This window comes from Erythrobacter sp. JB1-15 (assembly GCF_057365035.1).
In genome coordinates, this window is sequence record NZ_CP200295.1 from 296,445 (window position 1) to 316,868 (window position 20,424).

The window sequence follows — 20,424 nt, forward strand, 5'->3', positions numbered from 1 at the left end:
TGATGCAATCTATCTTGGATAGCGCGCAATGGAAAGGCTTTGCGAGAACGCGGCTTGCAGCGCTGGCTATCAGGATTGGAATGCCGGTGTGCAAAGGGCCATAATTTTGCCCGCCGGCATGCGGACCTGTCAGCATCCCGGAGAAAGGCTCTGTGAGGCACCCAAAGAGCTGCAAAACCCCTCAAAACTGCGGAGTTTCAGCGCGCCTGTTCTCGCATGCCGGGAAAGTCACAGACTGGGTGGCAGAGCAGCAGTTCTAGTAATCTTGCGCATCGCCGCAGGTTAGGATTTAAGACCATCTGTGACGATGTTATCAGCCTTTGCGTGATGCTTCAGCGTCTTGTTGTAGAAATGCAAAGCGGCTTCTTTGTCTCGCTTTTTGGTGACATAGCTCTCGAACATTTCACCTTCATGATCGGCCGCTCGTCATAGATCATAGGTCTCGCCATTGATCTTTACGAAAACCTGATCGGCGTGCCAGCGCCAGTGACGCAAGCCGCGCAGCCTACTGATCCGCTGACGCTTAGTGTCGGCGGCGAAGATTGGACCAAACCTGTTCCACCAAAAACGAACCGTTTTATGGCGAATGTCGATCCCGCGCTCAGCCAGCAGATCCTTAACGCTGCGCAATGAGACAGGTAACCGAACATCGATCATAACCACCAAGCGAATGATGAAAATCATCTTGCCACGAGGAGAATTTGCCGTAAGCGCCGCTTACAATGGGGGCGGCATGGGCAAATTTCGATCGACTTTTAAGTTTGCTTTGCTGTTCGTGTTAGGCTCGGGGTGTGCCCCTATCCTAGCTCAAGAGGTGGAATCATCTTCGCCTCAAACATTCTTGGAAACCTCCGAACGCCTCGATACCATTACCGTTACAGCGCAGCGGCGTGAGGAAAATCGGCAAGTTGTGCCCGTCGCGGTAACAAGTCTGTCTGCTGATTTTCTGGCTCGCAACGCCGTTGACTCGCTTGAAAACCTCCCCGCTACAGTGCCCGGCCTAGTCACCACGCAAAGCGTGAATTACGCCGCAGCTCCGCTGTCTATACGCGGTGTTGGCGGGGCCAATGGCGGCGGGAATTTCTTCGCTGATGAACCTGTCGCAGTCTATCTTGACGAGGTGTATTTGGGCCGGTTGGGCTTTTCCACCGCCGCTCTTTTCGATCTTGACGCAGTTGAGGTTGTGCGCGGCCCCCAAGGAACCTTGCGCGGGCGCAATTCCAGCGCTGGCGCTGTTTCAATCCAGTCAAAAAAGCCCGCCCCCGATTGGTCTGGCCATGTCAGCGCCTCTGTTGGCAGTTTCGGCAATTACCGCGTAGAAGGCGCTATAAATGCTCCTGTTGCCGAGGACCTTATCGCGGTTCGCATTGCGGGCGGGTTTTGGGACAAGGATGGTTACGGCACCAACCCGGTTGACGGATCGCGCGTCGGGGGTTCTGAAGACCGATTTGCAAGAGCATCCATTCGCATCACGCCTGCGCCCAATTTCACGCTCGATATTATCGGCGATGCAATTTCCCAATCATCAGTGCCGGGGACAATTGCCGTGGCGGATTTGTCCGATCCAGCGGCAGCATCCCCGTTTGTCATTCGCCCCGATCTTAAGAGGGTTTTGGAAGACCGGATTTTTGCATCGAACGATCCCAATTTCTATAACGGCGACCACCGCGGCCTTAACGTCAAAGCGCATTGGGACCTTGGCGGCGTAGCGATTGACTGGATTTCCGCCATTCGCCGGTATGAATTTGATGCCGCACAAGATTCGGACGGCACGCCGCTTCAGCTCATCAACAATGAGGGGTCTGGGGACAACAAACAGTTCAGTCAGGAAATTCGGCTTTCATCGCCCGATGATCGCAGTATTTCCTGGATAGCAGGAGCGCTGTATTTCCGCGAAGAAAACGATCTTCTCTTTCGCATCCGGAATTTCGGCGGCTTCTTTGGCCTTGGTACATTGGCGCAGTTCCAAGCTTCCCAAACGGTCAATGCCTACGCTGTTTTTGCCGAGGGCAGAGTGGCGCTGACGCAGCGAGTGGCGCTTGTTTTGGGCGGGAGATATTCGCGCGAAACCAAACGTTTTACCAACAGGCTTTCCGTAACCACTTTAAACGAGGGCAGCGCTCCGGTCTTTCCAGGGCAGACATTGGCGCCCGGCACACCGATCGCGGCACCTCCTTTGTTTGAAGACCGTGCAAGCTTTGATGAGTTTTCCCCCCGGTTTGTATTGGAAGGCAAGCTTACAGACAGTGTCTTTGCCTATGCCAGCTATTCGCATGGTTTTAACAGCGGCGGATTTAACGCCTTCGGCCTTGCAGCAGAATTTGAATCGCAACGGGTCGATGCTTACGAGATCGGCGTAAAGTCCCAGTTCTGGCAAGATGCAGTCCGGCTCAATCTGAGCGCTTTCGCGTATGATTATTCTGCCCTCCAAGTCAGGCTCCCGGTGCCCACAGGCGGGGTCAATATTGCGAACGTTGCCCAGGCCCGGATTTTGGGCGCAGAGGCTGAATTTGCCTTGATGCCCGCACGCGGGCTCACAATTTCTGGCAATGCTTCTTGGCTCGATACGCGGTTCACACAAGGGATAATCCCTGCCGTGCCAGAAGACCTCGTGTTTCCAATTGGCGCACCGATACCTCTGGCTGAAACCGACATCACAGGCAACCGATTGAGCCGTGCGCCAACCGCCCAATTGTTCGCATCAGCCGTCTATGAGTTCGCTCTGGGTCGTCAAAGCGATCTGTCGGTTTCAGCGGCCTACCGCTATCAAAGCCGCGTGTTCTTCCTTGAAACCAATCAGACACAAAGCACTTATTCAGGCGATGGTTTTTCTGAAGTGGGATTGCAGATTTCCTACCATCACATCCCAAGCGATTTGCGCGTATCTTTGAACGGTCAAAACGTTTTTGATAACCGCCGCATCGCGCAAGTGACTGCTTTAGGGGCATTTCCCAATGCTGCTCTGAATGAACCTGCACGCTGGGCGATTGAGGTTGCCAAGAGCTTTTGAGCCTTTAGCCGTACGCTCATCACAATGCGAATAACTGATCCAGCACTTCCTTGCACGCTTTTGCGTTGGGCGAATTGGCTGACCACCGCTTCATCTCCTCAACAAACTTGGCCACAATGGCGTCTCCCTCAAAACGCTCGGCTGCCCTCACTGCCTCTGCCGCAGCTTTCTCATCACCTTGCCCGATAAGTGACCATGCAAGCGACAAGCGTGGCTGATAATAATTGGGCGTGCGCGCGATCGCTTCCTCGCAAGCGGACATGGCTGATTTATAATCTAGCATGAAGAGATAGGATGTTGCGCGGTATGTCGCCCACAGGCCAAATCGGGGATGATGCGGCGCGCATTGTTCAGCATTCTTTATATGCGCGATCCCTTTTGGGTCGGATTGGCGCAAACATATCTGCCAGCCCAGAACCGCATCCGCATGGGCATTATTAGGATCACGCGACGTTGCTTCTTGCAGATATCGGATCGCTTCATCGGGGCGGTGGAACATCGTGTTCACAATGCCAGCGCTCGCCAGAACTTCGGGATTTTTGGGCTCTGCCAACAATGCCGCAGCGATTGCTTCGTGCGCTTCCAAACGCGCGCTCTCAGGGTCCGCTTCCCATTGGCTGACAACATTTTGGCTTAACTGGACCGCCAGCGCCGCGTTCAATTGCGCATCGTCAGGTGCAATCAAAAGGCCTTCGCGCACAAGTGCGACGATGTCTTGAGCCGCCTTGGGCCCATAACTGTGGCGCAGCGTTTCTGCGGTTTGCAATATCTTGTAGACATTGTTGCGAAACGGACGAGCCGGCGCTGTCGCAGGCTCAAGCGGGAACCGTATTCTCGTCGAAATTGCGATTGAGACATTCAAGAGGACATCGTTTTGAACCTCAAAGAATTCGTCGAGCAGGGATTTGTACTTGCCTGACCAGCAATGCGCGCCATCCAGCATATCAGCCAGTTCAAACCGCAGCAAAATCCGTTCATCTTGGCGGCGAAAACTTCCAGTTAGGATAAAGCGGCAGGCCATCAAGTCGCTTAGAGATTTCAGACTTGGCTCTGCCGTTGACAATGCGATCACAGAGCTTTGCGGGACAACACTCAACATTGGGGTTGCAGCCAACAGCCGGGTTAAATCACGGCTTAATCCGTCAACAAGATAATCGTTTTGCTGGCGGCTTTCTTGATCAACAATGCCTGCAACCGCGATCGTGAAATTGTATTCCTTGCTCGCGTCTTTTGCGCGATCAAATTCGGGCACTGCGGCTGATCCCAAGCTGTGACCTGTAGTAACCTCAGCTTCCAACATGTAGCCAGATTTCGAAATCGTTCGCAAACTGCCGGCGAGACTAGGGAAGGATCTAAAGGCGGTGCGCAATTGGTAGACAAGCCGGGTTAACGATTCATCGCTTCCCTGATCGTTTTTCCAGATCGTGTCGATGAGCTTATCGCGGCTAATCTGAACATACGGCTTTTGAGCAAGCGCAACCAGCAGCGCCATGACTTTTGGCTGCATGCGCACAATTGCGGGGCCATCTTCGATGCTTAATTGAGACGGTTTTACCAGCGCGCCGCTAATTTGGAACGAGCCCGGCAATGTGAGTGTGTCAGGCAAACGAATGCTCCATCCGCCTCCTGATAGGAGCGATTGACCGCGAGCGTATTTGACAAGCTGCTGCGGTGCAACGGCGATCATCATAAAAAAATCATATTTTCCTCAGGACGCAGCTTAGGTCGCGGTGGCAGATGCAATCTCCTCGACTAACCAAGGGGGACATAATGACGAAGTTCAAGACTATGCTGGCGGCTGCAACCGTGGCCATCACTCTACCATTGGCGGCTCCCGCCGCGGCGCAGATGGAAATCTACGAAAATTGGGAGCCCGCTGAAGAGGTCACCGAATTGACTTTTGTTCAGGTCGATCAGGGGCAAGAAGAAGTTTATGTCGAAGGGCTGAAAAGCACTTGGGTTGCAGCGAATAAAATTCAGCAAGAGCAAGGCGTGATATCCAGCTTTGCCATCTATATGGTCCCTTACAAAGAAGACTATAACATGGTTTTGCGGATCACTTTCCCGAGCGGAGAAATGCTTCAGCCGAATAAAGAGCGTTACCTCGCATTCCTTGAAGCTTTCGGAAAAGCGAACATCGATCAGGGCAATGAGACCGTGATCGAGCTCTACAACAAAATTCGCAAAATTCAGAGCGTCGCGCTGCTTCGCGAAGTGAAGCTCCTCGACGATTAAAAGCTGCTCAAAATCAACTGCTGCGACAAATGTGCTCAGTGCCGGTCAATTTGTTGGCCTGCACTGAGCCAATAGGACCGCGGCAATTCAATTCCGGCAGGCAGATTAGCGACCCGGCTGCCTGCCGGAATTTCCCATCCAAAGCTGAAACGGCTGTTTTGAATGCTCGAGCCAAAGGGCTGGACGCGCAGGCCAATGGGGTGGCCAAAAATGATCCTTGAGCACAGCACAAAATTGCGACTGCTAACCGTATTCCTATTCTATTTTACGCAAGGGGTCCCGATTGGCCTTTTTGCATACGCTATCCCTGCCTGGCTCGCATCCAATGGCGCATCGACGGCCGCGGTTGCAGGGGTGCTGGCCGCAACCATTCTGCCGTGGACGTTAAAGTTCTTCGTCGGCTTTGTGATGGACAGATACACCTATCTGGCGATGGGGCGCAGGCGCATCTGGATCATCGCCTCGCAATCCACAATTGTGGCCATTCTCTTGCTCGGGGCAGTGTTTTCTCCCGATGCTAGTGAGGTCTGGCTCATCTCTGCCTTTGGTTTCCTGTCCAATGCCGGCACCGCATTTCAGGACGTTGCCATCGACAGCCTTGCTGTTGATATCATGCCGGAGGATGAGCGCGGCAAAGCCGCGGGCATAATGTTCGGTGCGCAAACATTGGGCATTGCGGGATGCACATACGCAGCCAGTCAATTAATCGCTCACTACGGCGTGGCAGCGGGCTATCTAGTGGCCGCGGGCGTTGTGGGATGCGTCCTGGTCTTTGGAATATGCGTGCAGGAGCGCGAGGACGAAAAGCGCTTTCCATGGTCGCAAGGCACAGCCCATCCGCGCAATATCGCACTGCAAATTGACGCGTGGAAACCGCTTTTGATCCAAAGCGGAAAAGCGATGATCACCCCTGCGAGCCTCTTGGCAGCCTTTGTGATTTTAGCCCATTCCGCAATGCCCGGAATAGCAGAGGCGTATCATCCCAGCTTAGCAACAGGCACAGCAGGCTGGGCCCAAACCGAATACACCAACACCATCTCTGGCGCGCAATTGGCCTCAGGCCTCTTCGTAATGATCATTGGCGGCTGGTTGGTCTCTAAAATCGGAGCGCAGCGAGCAACTCTGATTGGCAGTGTGGTCGCAGTATTCAGCCTTGCCGGCTTTGGTCTTTTGGTAGGCTTCTGGGACAATCACACTCTGCTCACTGTCTTTTTCTGGGAGATTGAGCTCGTCCGAGTTTTGCTAATGGTGGCGATCGTGCCGATCGCTATGCGGCTATGCGATCCCGCTGTTGCAGCAACCCAGTTTACGATCTTCATGGCGGCAGGCAATTTCGGCCGCCCCCTTGGCAACGCAATCGCGGCGGCCTCAGATGAAATGGGCAATCCGCAAATGATGTATTTCATTGTCGCGGGAATTTTTGCCGTGACCTGCATCATCTTGATGACTGTGCGATTGCGCAGGCGGCCCGTCGATACGAATGAAGCAAGCGAAGTGCTGGTGCCTTCATGAAACACGAGGCAAGCACCCTCTATAACAGCAGGCGATACGGCGGCGGGCGATGCATTCACGCCCCCAGCGCAGCGAGGAAAACTGCGGTTGCATTCACCGCAGTTTTCCAGCCCCGATCGCTGAGGTTTGCCCCGGTTTCCGTGTGTTTTCAGCCGCAAGTTCGCAGCTGGCCTGCGAACAATTTTTTCAATCATTTTTGTGGCTCACAAAAGCAACTCGCCTCAGGCCATCCAATTCCGGGAGATAATTCTAATGCTTAAAAACCATTCAACCACGAGTTCAAAATCGCGCTTTGTGATGGCGACATCGGCAGCGTTGCTGGCCGGTGTCAGTTTTCCTTTTGCAGCCCATGCCCAGCAAGAATTGGCTCAAGGAACCCTGACCTATACCGACTGCCCCACAGGCCAAATATCCAAAGATGCAAGCGGATGTCACACCGAAGTCAAAGTGCATCAAATGGTAGTTAGCGACCCTCAAGAAATTGACCGTGTCCTGGCCCAGAACAATTGGCGGCTTGCCACTCCTGAAGAGGTTGAAACCGCGTGGGAGAAACTGGGGCTGCACACGGGCGCAGCTTATAAAATGGCTGATGGAGCTCACGCGATACCCGTGCAGAACAAAGTTGGACTGACCAATCGAGGTGTGAATTTTCGCGGCGCTGATTTGCCGAGCTTTTTGGTAAAGGGTATCCTCTATGTCGATGCGGCATCGCCCTCGGATACGCCCGCGCCCGCGCCCGCCCAGCCACCTCAAGAAATCATCATGGCCACGGCCACAATCACCAATAATGCCGCGCCAGAACCTGTTGTAGAAGAAGCCCCCATCTTTTGTGCGGCACCTGAATATCCCATCAAGACCCCGCGCGAAGGCTGGTTCTGTGTGAGCGACTATGACCCGTCGAAAAGGTCATATAATTTTACGGGTTGCCCGGAAAACAGAACCCCTTGGATCGTAGGCACGCGCCGTGTCTGCCCGTCACCGATCTACGCGGCCGCCGTTGCCCCTGCCCTGCCCGGCCAAGGTGAGCCGCAACCGGTTCAGCTTTTTGTCGATGAAGCGCTGGATCGGTGCGCCTATTCGGGCAATTTCATGTATGATGGATGGAATGGCCCCGAGCGGCCAATGTTGGAGGCAGCCGCTGATAAACTGCTCGCGCGGAAGGGGCCTGCCAAAGGCAAAGCTGCCTACGCTGACTTGTTCGCAAAATTGCAAGCAGACCCTGAACTTCGCTGGGAATTTGCCCCGTTCATGGTTGAAGAGGCTTGGGAAGCTTTGGTCGCGGCAAACCCGAATGCTGCCCAAGCATCGTTCAAACGCCGCTTTGAAATCTGGGCTGGTTGCGACGCGAATTTGACTGCAAGACGCGGTTTGAATGCATGGAACCAGCATGTAGGAAAGAGCAGCTCGGGTAGCACTATCAATGGCATAAACATCGCGTGGGTCGATCCGAACCCTCAATACAGTCATCCAGCTTTGTCGGTATTCAAAACAGCGGGACCAAGCATTTCGGGCTTTGACGTCACCAATGGCGGCAATCCGATGTATATTGGCGGCAAAGGGCGGATTGCATTGGCCAATGTGATCGAGGTTTTCAGAGCAAAGAACTCCCCTGATTATCCCGATTTTTCCGACGTCAGCTTGGTCAGGGAGGACTTCACGGCCGTTTCCACTCTGGCCGGGATTGGTGGCGGCGCAGCATTTGGCGCTGCTATTGGCGTGGCATCCGGAGCGCCAGCTTTGGCTGGTGAGCTTGCCAGACTAAAATTCCAAGCGGTTGCTGATGCCGGTGTGAAGGCTATGCTCAAACCGGGCGCTGATCCGGTTTCACGCCAAGCAGCACAGAATGCTGCGGAAAAGGCGTTCAAGAAGTTTTCCAAAGACTCGCTCAAAAAAGCATTCAAAAGAATGTTCACGAAAACCGGCACCAAAATCGGAACTAAAATCGGAACGAAAGTCGGCACTAAAATCGGGGTGCAGGCAGGAACCAAAGTCGCTGGCTCGGCTGTCGGTTTCGTCGGGATGATTGTAATGGCTGCGGCGACCTTGGGAGAGGAACTTGCCGAAATCATCAAAACCAAGTTGTTCGAGGATTCGCTGACCTTTGATGCCCGCAATTATTCGATTTACTCGGTCAATGAGGTTTTGGGCCCTGATCCAACCCATGCGGAGAAATCGACGGTTTTCACGCTTTTGCTAAAGAACTTGGTTGCAGAACCAGCCGACCGGGGTCTGGTCACATTCGAAGTGCCGACATTGGATTGTCCCGTTGGGGCAATCCTTGCCGCTGGTAAGTGCACCTTTGATATTAGATTTCAGGCACAGCCGGGCGTTCAGCTTGTCCAAGCCAAAGCCTTGGCCGCTGCAAACAATGCGAAATTGGCTGAACCTGCAGAGATTGAACAGGCGTGGAAGGATAATGCGCTGGATCAATATTCATTTGGCATGATGTCCGACGGCAATTTTGCAGTGCCAGTGCAAAAGGATTATCCGAACTTCAAAAAAGGCCACAATGTCGGTGCGACAGGCGGCAATCAGGGGTTCTTTTATTCTCCGCTATTCGTCGATCAATCCGCAGCGGTTGGAAATGGAACCTACATCCAAAACGCCGATGATATGAACGCATTTCTCGTCTATCAATTCTCGTTCCAGGTGAACCCAGCTAACGCCAAACCGAAGGACAAATTTGCGACTTGGGAATTCAAAAAGGTTGGCGATAACGTCCTGATTTATAGCATGGCATACGGATCGCCAGCATATGTTGGTATCGGCAATGCAGGTTTGCAGATCAGAGGAGGCGGTGTGAGTGTGACAAATAACCCCCAATTCCTATGGAAATTGGAGAATGCGAATGGCAGCTTTTACCGCATCGAAAACGTTGCCAAACAGCATCAATATCTCAATCTTGAAGCCGGCAAACTGGAAGTAGACTATATTGGACCGGCTGAAAAAGGGGCCCTGTGGCACATTCCGGGCCGCCCGTAATCGCTGCCTCAAACTGTAACCGGTCAGGGTCTATGGCACAGATTAGTGATTGAGGGGTACTTTCAGTCTAACGCGAACTCGTCTCCGCTAGACTCGAAGCCGCCTATCCTCGCCGTTCTTCAAGCCATGAGCGATTGCCACTGCGCCAGGGCAGCGGAGCGAGTCGTCTTGTAAGTTTGTCTATCGGTGAGGTGGCGATCAGAACTGAAACGGTTGTAGACGTTGGCGTGGACGGAGGCGAAGTTCTGTGAGGACTTCATCCTCCGAAAACGCTGCATCACTCGCTCTCTTCGTCGGAAGGGCAGGTGACCGTTTTCCACCCGGTTGTTAGCCTATCGTCCCACTTCCTGCTTCTGATGTTACCGAGTTCGCGCATCGCAGCTTTGCAGGAGTTCAAGCCGTCAGTGGTGATTGCATTGGGATATCCCTGGCGTTTCAGCGCTTTCCTAATGAAACGCAAGGCCGCGTTCTTATCGCGCGCTTTGGTGACGTAGCTTTCTAGGATCTCGCCACTTGGTCGACCGCTCGCCAGAGGCAATGGATGTTCTCGTCGATCTTTACAAACTCCTCATCGAGATATCATTTCCATTGGCGAATGCCGCGCATCCGACTTGCCCGCTAGCGCGGCACATCTGCTGCGAACATCGGGTCGAGCCTATTTCACTAGAGCCGGACCGTTTCATGGCAGATGTCGATCCCGCACTCGACCAGCAGATGCTCGACGTCCCGAAGCGAAAGTGGAAAGCGGACATACATCATCACAATAAGTCGAATGACTTCGGGAGAAGAGTTAAGGCGTTTAGAAGGGCTGCGCGATATGCGGCGTCTGGGTATCAAACTGCCCTATCCCAGCCATCTCAATCCGCAAAAAGTACAGTTGGCCTGACAGCGCCTACTCCGCACCCACCAGAGATTCGAAAAACAGCGCGCTGATCGCGGGCATTGGAAAAACGGCGCTATGCGCCACGCAAATAGGACTAACACCGATTGCTGCCCGATCAATCTTTGCGCCACCCGCCATGTCAGCTATGATCAGGATGGTTGAGGGCGAGAAGTAGGCGTCTTTCGCTGACCCCACTTATCGGAGGAGAGCGACGGATGGTTGTTGCGTTTGTAGCGACTTTACCTTTGAAAATGCCCACGTCGCCCTGAAACATCGAGTTGATATTCAGAGGCTCATGACCTCGTTTTGCCCGGTCGGCATCTTGTTGAGAGAGCCATTTGCGACAGGAGTTTGTCGTGACGACTTCAAGCCTGAGTTCCGGTTCGGCGAGGCCAGGAATGGCGCAATAGTGATCTGCCAAGACCGCGATGTCATCGATCAATTCATATCTTTAAACAGCGCCCGCATATCCCGCCTCATCAAGCTTTTCTTGAAGGCGCTCACGCAGCGACCTAGAGGCGACTTTGAAACGAATGTCACAAAGGTCATCCGACAATATATTCTCTAGCGCAAACTGCGGCCTGCGTTTCCAGATTGCCAGACAGCCAAACTACCAGAATGCAGGCCGGATCGAGCACGTAGCGAAGGACATCGGGGCTTGCGGACAACGTGGCTGGGGATTGAAGTACTGCCAACACTCAAACCATTCACTTTGACCAAAAATTACAACGTAACATACAGTTAGACGAGTCTGGTCTCGGTTGTAACCAAACTTCGCACTTCAACGTTGGCTTCTCGGCGGAAGCAGCAAACGAACGACAGTTGCGCCAAAGCCAATATACGCGAAAATAGAGGCGCTCGTATTCGGACCGAACGCAGAACGTCCAATTTGTTACAGCTAAATTGCAGAACCCGGCGTTCGGCTCACGACCCAATTGCAGCAGATCTGGATTGAAGGTGAATTCGAGAAGCACTGCGCATGTTTCGCTCAGTAATTCTGGCAAATTTGTTCAATGCAGATCTCCAGACATAATATCGAAATTTGTCGTGAAAGAGAACTGCGCGTCGTAGTGATAACTAGCAGAAATCTCGAACACGTTGCTTTTCTCGTTCCTAAAACATCGAACCACTCGAAGAACCGGATGCTTCGGCCTTTGAGTCAGAATGTTGGCGGGGCACAATTCGGGCTCTACTGATTGTATGAACTGCGAGATGCTGGTCGTTGTAAACCCTTCAAAGTCAGCAATTTGCCGAAACAATGTGTCGCTCGCCAAGTCGAGCTTATCGACATTCTTGCTATGCCGTCTTGGGATCCAGGCGATAGTCGCCTCGACCAGGGTCGATCGATCATCCGAAACATTTTGACCGGAAAGTGCAATCCACTTCGATGTCGACTTGATCCCGGCCAACTGCTGGATGTCTTCGGGCAATTGCTGCGGTGGCAAGATTTGAAACGACCTTTGTCGACCGGTCGCATAAGCGAGAATATCGTCGAAGCTGCCAGTAGGTTGGCGCAACATCCCCTTGCGCCTACCTGTAGCGCTGACCGTTGTACCGGCGCCCTGCCTTGGATCAATAAGTCCTTCAGATCTCAGGAGCGCGAGCGCATTGCGCAACGTGCCGCGGCTAACATCATACTGTTCACACAACTGGCTCTCAGTCGGGAGCTTGGAGCCCGGTTTCAGCTTACCAGCCGTAATCGCCTTTCGCAGGTCTGAGGCAATGATGCGAAAACGCGACTTCGTCATTGGGCGAGTTCAAAAAGGCCGAGGGAGACGCCGATCGCTTTTCGGTATTCAGTGGGGCTTTCGCCAAGTGGTTTAGCTACCCACATTTATGAGAATGCCTGCGATCTCTTCGGGCGCAAGTATCATAGCATCATGGCCCGTTTCCAATTCCATGTAATGCCAGCTGGGATCCTCTCGGATTAACCGGGCAGCTGCTCCAATGCTGGAATTCTCGAGCGGCGGTGAGGTACACAAAATGAATGTTCTTGCGAGGCCCCTAGAGCCGCCATTTTCCAATGTGAGCGGATCAGTCCACGTTTTGAGGGGGTGCGGTGTTAGCTTCCCCTCCACCCATGCGGTGGCTTCGGCATTCGCTGGCGGGATGCCAAACGCAATGGGCGGCAATGGCAACATTGCAATCCCGTCGGGTGCAAGCGCGCGTAATTGTTCCAGAGCCGCTGCAACGCTTTCCGGATTAGAGTCCGGTCCATAGTCCAAAAAGCTCTGTCCGCTCTCAGTCGGCGTGCCTGCATCGAGATAGACAATGTGATTGATGCGATGCTTCAGCCGATCGGCGACACCAGTTATGACCATCCCGCCATAGGAATGGCCGACCAACACTATGTCGTTTAAATCTTCGCTCTCAATAAGCGAGATGATGTCTTGGACATGCGTATCAAGGCCAACCGACGCATCGAGGAGATGGCTGCGCTCGGCTAGACCGGTGAGGGTCGGTGCGAATACGCGGTGCCCTTCTCCCTCAAGCGCCTCTTTTACATACTTCCAGCACCATCCACCGTGCCAGGCGCCATGGACCAGAACAAAGATCTGGCCACCGCCGTCTTTTGTTTGAACTAGACCTTTGGTTGTAGGCGATCCTGTGCATCCTGTGATTGCCACGAGCACTCCTGTCGACGCGGCTAGAACGTGCCTGCGAGTTATGTTGGTTTGAGAGACCCTCATCCGATGCAAACTGCCTAAAAGTGTTCAGTTGGCCGGTTGCCGTCGGATGAGAAACTCATTGCGGCAAAGGTCAAAAGGATTGGAGCAAGCGCACACCAAACTGTCGACGATCTCTCAGACCAATACGATTGCCAATCGCGTTGAAGTTAAAAAATCCACCAGGAGCTGTTCGAACATCAAAGCTCGTATCTGCGAAGGTCTGGACAGAGACAGGCGCGTCTTCTTCGAGCAAATTTGTTACGAAAACTTCGATAGTCGTGTTCGCACTCTTAATGCCGGTGCGCAGGTTCAGGTCGATGGCCTGCTCAACTTCTGTCAGGTTCGCATTGCTGGTGTAGTATTTGCCAGTATAAAACATGTCTTGACGAAGGTTTCACGTGTCAAAGGGACCAAGGCTAAGCGGCTGCTCCAAGGTTGAGTTGAAAGAGAAGCTAAGTGGCGGAAATTTTGGCGCCTGTTGGCCAACGGGGCTTTCGTTAGGACCAAAGACCAATCCAAACCTGTCTGTGCCGCCCGCCTCGGGGAAAGAAGTAATCTCGGAATCGATATATGCGAATGATCCGCCGATTGTGAACGCGTCCGAAACTCGCCAACTCGCATCGATCTTAATACCGAGGATGTTCGTGGTGGCACCATTGCCTGAGAAAGTAACTGTGCGGCGAGGGTTTGCTGCACCGGGTCGGTTATCCGGCGCGGTCTCAAGTGCGACGAAAATCTCATCAGAGCGTTTCATGTAGAATGCGGCGAGGTTGATAAAGCCATCGCCTCCATCGAAAGCCTGCTTCCATCCAAACTCGTAGTTTTCGAGTTTCTCTTCGCTAAATACTGATGACGCCGTGGGTGACCGGGAAAGAACATCCTGCAGAGCGGCATCGTCGAGCTCTGCCACTTCTGGGTTGAACCCACCCGGAAGATTGCCTTGGCTGTACGTCACGTAGAACGTGGTGTCAGCTGATGGCTCCCAGCGGACAGTGGCACGCGGCAGGAAGTTTGTGATCGTCGCAGGGGAAAGCCCTGGCACCGCTTCATTGACCGTTTCGCTGATGATCGTATCTTCTTGATAGCGCCCCTCAAGCGACACGCTGATCGTGTCTGTCAATTCGTATTCTAGCGAGCCAAACAGACCCCATGTCTCTGCACCAGACACGAAAGGCGTTGATCTAAAACCGTCGCCAAACACGATTGGGAAGAACAGGTTGCTGGCAATCGAACCCAGCTCCCGCACTTCCACATCGATATAGCTCCCCCACACAGACCATGAGAGGCGGTCCTCGAACGCTGTACCGCGCAGTCGCGCTTCAACCGACCAATCAACAATATCTCGGCCCGTGAATGTGGTGAAGGAGTTATCTGGGGTAAGGTCCAGTTCGGTGAACAAGCCGAATGCCTCGTCGCTGTATCCACCCAGAGCAACGAAAGTGATGTCGTCGCTTAATTCATATTCGAGATTTGCGCTAAACCGAATCTCTTCGAGGTCGAGGCCGAAATCGTCTTTCTCAAATGGACTGAAGGTCAATCCATTCGCCAGCACATTTGTGGCCGGATCAAAGCGCGGATCGTTCATTACGTTGTTTCGGAATGCTTCGATCAGCGAGAAGTCGGTGTTGATCCCGATTTCGCTTGCGGGAATATCTCCACCGTCGATCGTACCGCGGAAAATGGAATTCGTGCGCCCGAAAAACGGCTCGGCTTCGCCAAGCGGATTGTTCGCGCCTGTCCGCGCTACACCCGGGCTGCATTGCGTATTTGAACTGGGCTGAACAGTTGGAGCACCTGCGATCGGATTACAATTGGCGTCCAGCAAGAAACCACCGAAATTGTGCGTCGCTGGGCCAAAGGCGCCCCCGATCAGTGCGGCAACACCGTCATTAAGTTCCCTGTAAGAGCCGCGCACTTTCAAGCGGAATCGGTCACTGGGGGTGAAAAGCAAGGTGCCGTTGATGTTCCATTGCGATTCATCACCAAGCCTTTCGCCAGGCGCAGCAAAATTGTCATAATGACCAGCGACATCGTCATATCGGCCCGCAAGCCTAAACGACAAAACGCCGGGGATTATGGGGCCCTCAACACCTGCAGCAATCCGATATTCGTCGCGCGTAGCAACAGTCGCGTCGAGATCAAACCTCAGTTCCTCGCTTGGGTCTTTGGTCACATAGTTGATCGCACCGGCAAACGTGTTGCGACCATACAATGCGGATTGCGGACCTTTGGTAACTTCAACCCGCTGGAGCTCGTTCACACCAATTGTCTGGATACCGCCGAACACGGCCACCCCGTCCAAGAACACAGCGGCGGTCTGCTGCAGACGACTACCGCTATCCAGGAAGATGCCGCGGAAACGCGGGGTCGTATCGACCCTCGCATTGTTGTTGACGCCTGAATTGAACGATTCAACAAAAAGACCAGGCGTTGCCTTGGAAAAGTCGGTGATGTCATCCAAGCCTGAAGCTCTGCTTCCGAGAATGCCGTGATGGCCAATGGCGCATCTTGAAGCGTCTCTTCACGTTTTCGAGCGGTGACGATAATAACGCGCGAGTCGTCTTCATTCGCTGCATCTGGTTTATCAGCATCCTGCGCCATCGCGGGCATTGCTGTTCCTGCTGTAAGAACTGCCAATGCGGAAACACTGCCTAAAAATCTGATGTTCACGAGCGCTTCCCCTCACTATTGCGCAATTTGTCCGGACATATTACACGCTGACATAACGCAAATACGCTCAATTTGATGAGCCAATTGGGAGCATCGGGTGGGAAAAGGAAGTCCGGACGGCGCAAATGAGCCGATAGTCGAGCGTCTGGAGCGCACGAGTTCTGCATTGGCGTCAACCGGTGTGAAGCAGCCATTGATCGTCACGATCGATGGCGCCTGGCCAACAACCATCGCTGTCGTCGACACGAGCATTGGCAGCGGCGAGAAAGTCCTGCGCGACCTATTCGAAGTCTTTATCCCGACCCGGTCGATTGAGCTTACCGAAGTGTCCGGCAAACTCGACCGAAGATCCTTCAACTATCGCAAAGGTATGGTCGCATTCGACCCACCGGGCGCAGAATGGTCGATTGAATGGGCGGGCAAGATCGAGGGAGTTTGCTTTTATTTTGAGCCTCGCGTGATGGAGCAGGCTGCGGTCATGATCTTCGCTGATCGGCCTGAAGAATTGCAATGGCGATTGGCCTTGGGAGACGATGCTCCGACAATCGCCCATCTAGGCCTCGATATCGCAAGCCAGGCGCTCAGCGGCTTTCCAGTGGGGAGGCAGCATGTCGACGAGTTACTCCGTTCTTTCTTATCGCTGGCGGTTCGCAGGTACAGCGAAACTCCCAATCGCAGATCAGCCCATGTCGGCGCTATAAGCCCGCCAGCACTGCGGGCGCTGAACTTTATAGAATTGAACCTCGCCCGTCGCTTCTCAATCGCCGACGTCTGCGAACACAGCCTGTCTTCGCGGGCCAATTTGAATCGTATCTTCCGCAAGGAGATCGGAAACAGCATTTGGGCCCATGTGCTCGACCGAAGATTGGCAACGGCTGCATCGAAACTGATCGAAACCGCTGATAACGTTGAGGCTATCGCACGAGGCAGCGGATTCGGTTCACGCGGCAATTTCGAGAAACAATTTTACGCCCGTTTTCATCAGTCACCGGTTCGTTTTCGGCAACGAGCGCTTCTAGATCCGGCAAATGCTTCATGATCGCGCACTCTTGGATACGAAAAGACAAATTCGGCATAGCCCTCTTCATCATGCGAAACACTGAGAGCTTACGCCTTAAGAATAGACTGTATTCCTCACTCGTCACGCCCCCAAACCAATATCCCGCCCTCCGCTTTGCCCCCCATAAGCAGCCTATCAGCGACAAATTGGGCGATGCTTGTAGCAGACTGGCAGCTCGTCCTACTTAGACACTGAGAGCGGCTGGTCTGCTGTCGACCCACTTTCGGACGTTGGGTTAGCTGAGAATACAAGCGCAACATCCACTGAAGGCTTATCAGGCCATCGAGGTGTCAAAAACTCTGGACAACAAGGCATTGAAAGCGCGCCTCTGGGCTAAATTTCTTTATACGTGTTGGTCGATTAAGATGGGATTGCCATCGGGGTCTTGGATCATAAAGCTAGCAGGGCCGCTTGTTGCTTCATCTGCTTCACTTGAGCACTGAATCCCCGCCGACTTTATTTTCTTTTGGATGTCTCGAACGTCCACAAAAGACTCCAGGATCTGGGCGTCAGATGTCCACCCTGGATTGAAGGTCAGCATGTTCTTTTCAAACATACCTTGGAAAAGACCGATTTTCGTTTGTCCATCAGAAAGTATCAGCCAGCCTTGTTTGATATCGCCGTGAAACTCGTCAAACCCCAGCTCGCGATAGAACTCTAAAGACGCCTTGATATCCTTAACTGACAAGCTCAGTGAAAATGCACCAATGCTCATAATCTAGTCCTTTCGAGCCCAGAATTTGGGGCTGTGTAGCGTGGTTGCAGAAATCAGTGTGACGATGAATCCCATCGGAAAAATCTCCAGAAATGTTAGCGGCAGTCTGAAGGTTGGCTGTGCGTAATTGTCTTTCATCGTATTCATTTCTTCGATGAAGGCGCGCAGCGCTTCCTCGTTAGTGCCCTTGATCTCTTGCTGCGCGATCAACTGGTCAGTGTATTGATTGATGAAGGCATAGTCCGTCGCAGCCAAATAAATTTCCCAGACAAGAACATAAGCAATCCCGGCAAAAAGAGACATGGCGATACCGAGCAGCAGACCCTGCGAAAACCTCATCACCCCGCCTTGGTCGAAATCGCGAAACCGTTTCATTCCAAAGAACACTAACGACAAGACAAAGAACATGAGGAGGAAGCCAAAGGTTTGCGATCCGGCAAAGCTATCGAGGCCGAAGGTCAAGAAACCTGTCACCATCGTTAAGATGATGAGGAAACCAGCGAGGCCGCCATATACTGCCGCTGTTTTCCAAAACCCGAATTTAGCCGGTGTAGTGTTCATTCGTATCCTCCCGGTTGGATTTGATGAAGCTAACCTTTTCGTCTCCACTGTCACTCATCCAAACGGGTGATCTGCGATCTTTCACCCCTTTAGACGATCGTGAAAATCGACAATTCCGCAGCGCGGTTTACCGCCTGTGTTCGATTGGTCGCACCCAACTTTGTATAAAGGCTCTGCAAATGCGTTTTGACGGTATTGGGTGAAATATCCAAGGAACGTGCAATATGCTTGTTGCTCTCACCGAGGCGCAAGCATTCAAGCACTTCCACCTCGCGAGATGTTAGGCCTAGGGCCTTGATGGCCTTTTCGTTTCGGCCATTCAACAATTCTGGTTTGGCTTTGCTTCTTTGGCGTTCAACCCAAATCCCAAGCGACGCAAAGACACCCGCGACCACAACTCCATAAATTTGCCAGCTAATATCTCGAATCCAGAATTTATGTTCCCACCACGTCAAGGCGAAGGCGAGGCCGGTCAATGTGGAGCCAAACAAGAGTATGATGCGCACCATACTCACAAGACTACAAAATTGGCGTCCAATAGCTAGGGCACTGCTTCCTTTTGTAGCTGTGATGGCGGCGAAAATCTTCCGAACCCGAACGTCCTAATACTGGTGACAATACGAGTAGAAGAATTGGAAGGGCTTGCTGAAAAAGTGCAACCGACTGGACGCCACCAATTCCGCTTTCACCCCCAATTCCTGCCAAAATCCCGTGGCTCAAAGTGGGCCGATAGCGGGATGTCTGGTCCTAGCCAGGCGAGTTCGAAGAGCAGACATTCAGACCACACCCAAAAGGGAGCAGCTTATTTCTGTCCCTTCGCCACATCATTTCTAGTGTTCGCAAACTCTATCGGAAGCCAGTCGAGTCGACATTCATCCCGCATCTAGATTTGAATTGTTGACTAAAGTGAAGTCGCGGTGTGATCTAATCACTTAAGGAAGCAAAAGTAGAATGGGGTAGATATGCTCCGAGCTTCTCCCTTTCTTCTTTTTGGAGCTCTTTCCAATGGATCTTGAGATCTTGCCAAACGCGAACCTGAAAGGTTTTCACCACCGATCTAAACGGACGGCCCATCAAAACACCTGTGTAGAGGCTCCGCCCTTGATCAAAGGCTTTTTCATTAAAAACGGTTTCGCCTCGACCTCGCTCAGTCCCATAAGCTGCTTCGTTTTGCACCATGAGTGACACGAAGGTTTCGCTGACTGTCTCCAGCAAGTCCGATAAATTCTCGCTGAGATAAAGACTGCCTCTACTAATCTTGTGTTCACCACGTTCGATTGATTTGAGCCAACGATGCGTAATTGGCGCCAGTTCGGCGAGCTGACAATTAGCTATGCCATCGACGAAATTCATGCTGAGCTGGCCGTAAACGCTCGCGTCGGCGAGTGTGAACCTGTCTCCAAGCAAGAACGGCTGGGCGGCCAAAATGCGCTCAAGAGCCGCAAGATACCTGCGCCACGCTGTGTTTAAGAGATCGTGAGTTGGGGGAAAGCCTTCTTTACTGGGCACCGTTAGATCTTGCCCTACTCCCGCATCGAAACCATCGTATGCAACGCTAAAGAGATAGGGGCACCGTCGAACCTGCCTTTTGGGCAGTTGGCGGGCCATTTTCTTCGCCTCGGATGACGGCAGAACGCTTGCGAACTCCTTCGCTGTCATGGCGCCCATGATGTTCGTGGTTGCCGACACGGCCCAGCGATTATGGTGCACCATGTAAAGGCCAAACTCATCAAAGGCCTCATCAATAAGCCTGCAGATGAAGGCCAAAGTGGGATCGTCTGGGATAAGCAAGTAAGTTTTGCGGTCAGGAAGGGCGTCTAGGTGATCAGCCAGACTGCTAGAATCGTAATAGAACGTGTGCCTCTCCAGCGTGTAAAACGGCACGCTGGGGTATTCATCAGCCGCTGGATTTAGCCCAGTGTAGCGCTGCACTTCTCTCCGCTTCTTCGCGCGCTCCAACTTCCACAGGAAGAACGCGCCGGGCAGGCGCCAAGCTTGGGCGGGGTAGCGCACCCAACTTCGCCCAGAGTAATCGAGTAGGGCTTGTATTTTTAACAGATACGGTGAGGCGATTACATCCCATAGGGTGAAGGATGTCATTTTTCGAAATCGCTGATTTGGGTCTAA

Annotated in this window: 15 protein-coding genes and 2 pseudogenes; 5 read left to right on the forward strand and 12 right to left on the reverse strand. The window is 52.9% G+C overall.

Going from position 1 to position 20,424, the window contains the following annotated elements:
- Positions 1-285: 285 nt before the first annotated feature.
- Positions 286-684, reverse strand: a pseudogene (locus AC0V6L_RS01560) (DDE-type integrase/transposase/recombinase); the annotation flags it as partial.
- Between the two features lie 157 nt (positions 685-841).
- Between AC0V6L_RS01560 and AC0V6L_RS01565 the strand changes: the two are divergent.
- Positions 842-3,010, forward strand: coding sequence for a TonB-dependent receptor (locus AC0V6L_RS01565; protein ID WP_486152506.1), 2,169 nt, complete (start codon positions 842-844; stop codon positions 3,008-3,010).
- A gap of 19 nt (positions 3,011-3,029) precedes the next feature.
- Here the strand turns inward: AC0V6L_RS01565 and AC0V6L_RS01570 are convergent, their stop codons facing one another.
- On the reverse strand, positions 3,030-4,700 hold the full coding sequence (locus AC0V6L_RS01570; protein WP_486152508.1) for a winged helix-turn-helix domain-containing protein: 1,671 nt from the start codon (positions 4,698-4,700) through the stop codon (positions 3,030-3,032).
- Between the two features lie 98 nt (positions 4,701-4,798).
- Between AC0V6L_RS01570 and AC0V6L_RS01575 the strand changes: the two genes are divergently transcribed.
- The 3 genes from AC0V6L_RS01575 to AC0V6L_RS01585 all read left to right on the forward strand — a co-directional run bounded on the left by AC0V6L_RS01575 (position 4,799) and on the right by AC0V6L_RS01585 (position 9,739).
- Positions 4,799-5,245: a hypothetical protein gene (locus AC0V6L_RS01575; RefSeq protein WP_486152510.1), complete on the forward strand. Its 447-nt coding sequence runs from the start codon at positions 4,799-4,801 to the stop codon at positions 5,243-5,245.
- Positions 5,246-5,455: 210 nt separating this feature from the next.
- Positions 5,456-6,757 (forward strand): MFS transporter, encoded by a 1,302-nt coding sequence (locus AC0V6L_RS01580; RefSeq protein ID WP_486152512.1) that lies wholly within the window; start codon positions 5,456-5,458, stop codon positions 6,755-6,757.
- A 297-nt stretch (positions 6,758-7,054) separates the two neighbouring features.
- Entirely contained in the window at positions 7,055-9,739 is a 2,685-nt protein-coding gene (locus tag AC0V6L_RS01585; protein WP_486152514.1) for an RICIN domain-containing protein, read from the forward strand.
- 119 nt (positions 9,740-9,858) lie between these two features.
- On the opposite strand, the pseudogene AC0V6L_RS01590 reads toward AC0V6L_RS01585, so the two are convergent.
- From AC0V6L_RS01590 to AC0V6L_RS01615, 6 genes and pseudogenes are all read right to left on the reverse strand, one after another.
- Positions 9,859-10,573, reverse strand: a pseudogene (locus tag AC0V6L_RS01590) (IS6 family transposase).
- Between the two features lie 188 nt (positions 10,574-10,761).
- Positions 10,762-11,064 (reverse strand): DUF1826 domain-containing protein, encoded by a 303-nt coding sequence (locus AC0V6L_RS01595; protein ID WP_486152516.1) that lies wholly within the window; start codon positions 11,062-11,064, stop codon positions 10,762-10,764.
- 568 nt (positions 11,065-11,632) lie between these two features.
- Positions 11,633-12,370 carry a GntR family transcriptional regulator gene (locus AC0V6L_RS01600; RefSeq protein WP_486152518.1) on the reverse strand — a complete coding sequence of 246 codons (738 nt, stop codon included), beginning with the start codon at positions 12,368-12,370 and terminating at the stop codon, positions 11,633-11,635.
- Positions 12,371-12,442: 72 nt separating this feature from the next.
- Positions 12,443-13,249, reverse strand: coding sequence for an alpha/beta fold hydrolase (locus AC0V6L_RS01605; protein ID WP_486152520.1), 807 nt, complete (start codon positions 13,247-13,249; stop codon positions 12,443-12,445).
- Between the two features lie 133 nt (positions 13,250-13,382).
- Positions 13,383-13,670: a hypothetical protein gene (locus tag AC0V6L_RS01610; protein ID WP_486152522.1), complete on the reverse strand. Its 288-nt coding sequence runs from the start codon at positions 13,668-13,670 to the stop codon at positions 13,383-13,385.
- Between the two features lie 15 nt (positions 13,671-13,685).
- Positions 13,686-15,752 carry a TonB-dependent receptor gene (locus AC0V6L_RS01615; protein WP_486152524.1) on the reverse strand — a complete coding sequence of 689 codons (2,067 nt, stop codon included), beginning with the start codon at positions 15,750-15,752 and terminating at the stop codon, positions 13,686-13,688.
- 306 nt (positions 15,753-16,058) lie between these two features.
- On the opposite strand from AC0V6L_RS01615, the gene AC0V6L_RS01620 reads away from it, so the two are divergent.
- Positions 16,059-17,000, forward strand: coding sequence for a helix-turn-helix domain-containing protein (locus AC0V6L_RS01620; RefSeq protein WP_486152526.1), 942 nt, complete (start codon positions 16,059-16,061; stop codon positions 16,998-17,000).
- A 364-nt stretch (positions 17,001-17,364) separates the two neighbouring features.
- On the opposite strand, the gene AC0V6L_RS01625 is transcribed toward AC0V6L_RS01620, so the two are convergent.
- The 4 genes from AC0V6L_RS01625 to AC0V6L_RS01640 all read right to left on the reverse strand — a co-directional run bounded on the left by AC0V6L_RS01625 (position 17,365) and on the right by AC0V6L_RS01640 (position 20,397).
- Entirely contained in the window at positions 17,365-17,736 is a 372-nt protein-coding gene (locus AC0V6L_RS01625) for a VOC family protein (RefSeq protein ID WP_486152528.1), read from the reverse strand.
- Positions 17,737-17,739: 3 nt separating this feature from the next.
- Positions 17,740-18,297, reverse strand: coding sequence for a DUF4199 domain-containing protein (locus tag AC0V6L_RS01630; RefSeq protein WP_486152530.1), 558 nt, complete (start codon positions 18,295-18,297; stop codon positions 17,740-17,742).
- An 89-nt stretch (positions 18,298-18,386) separates the two neighbouring features.
- On the reverse strand, positions 18,387-18,773 hold the full coding sequence (locus AC0V6L_RS01635; protein WP_486152532.1) for a response regulator transcription factor: 387 nt from the start codon (positions 18,771-18,773) through the stop codon (positions 18,387-18,389).
- Between the two features lie 448 nt (positions 18,774-19,221).
- The gene (locus AC0V6L_RS01640; protein WP_486152534.1) at positions 19,222-20,397 is read right to left on the reverse strand and encodes a glutathione S-transferase C-terminal domain-containing protein; all 1,176 of its coding nucleotides are present in this window, start codon (positions 20,395-20,397) and stop codon (positions 19,222-19,224) included.
- Between the last annotated feature and the right edge of the window lie 27 nt (positions 20,398-20,424).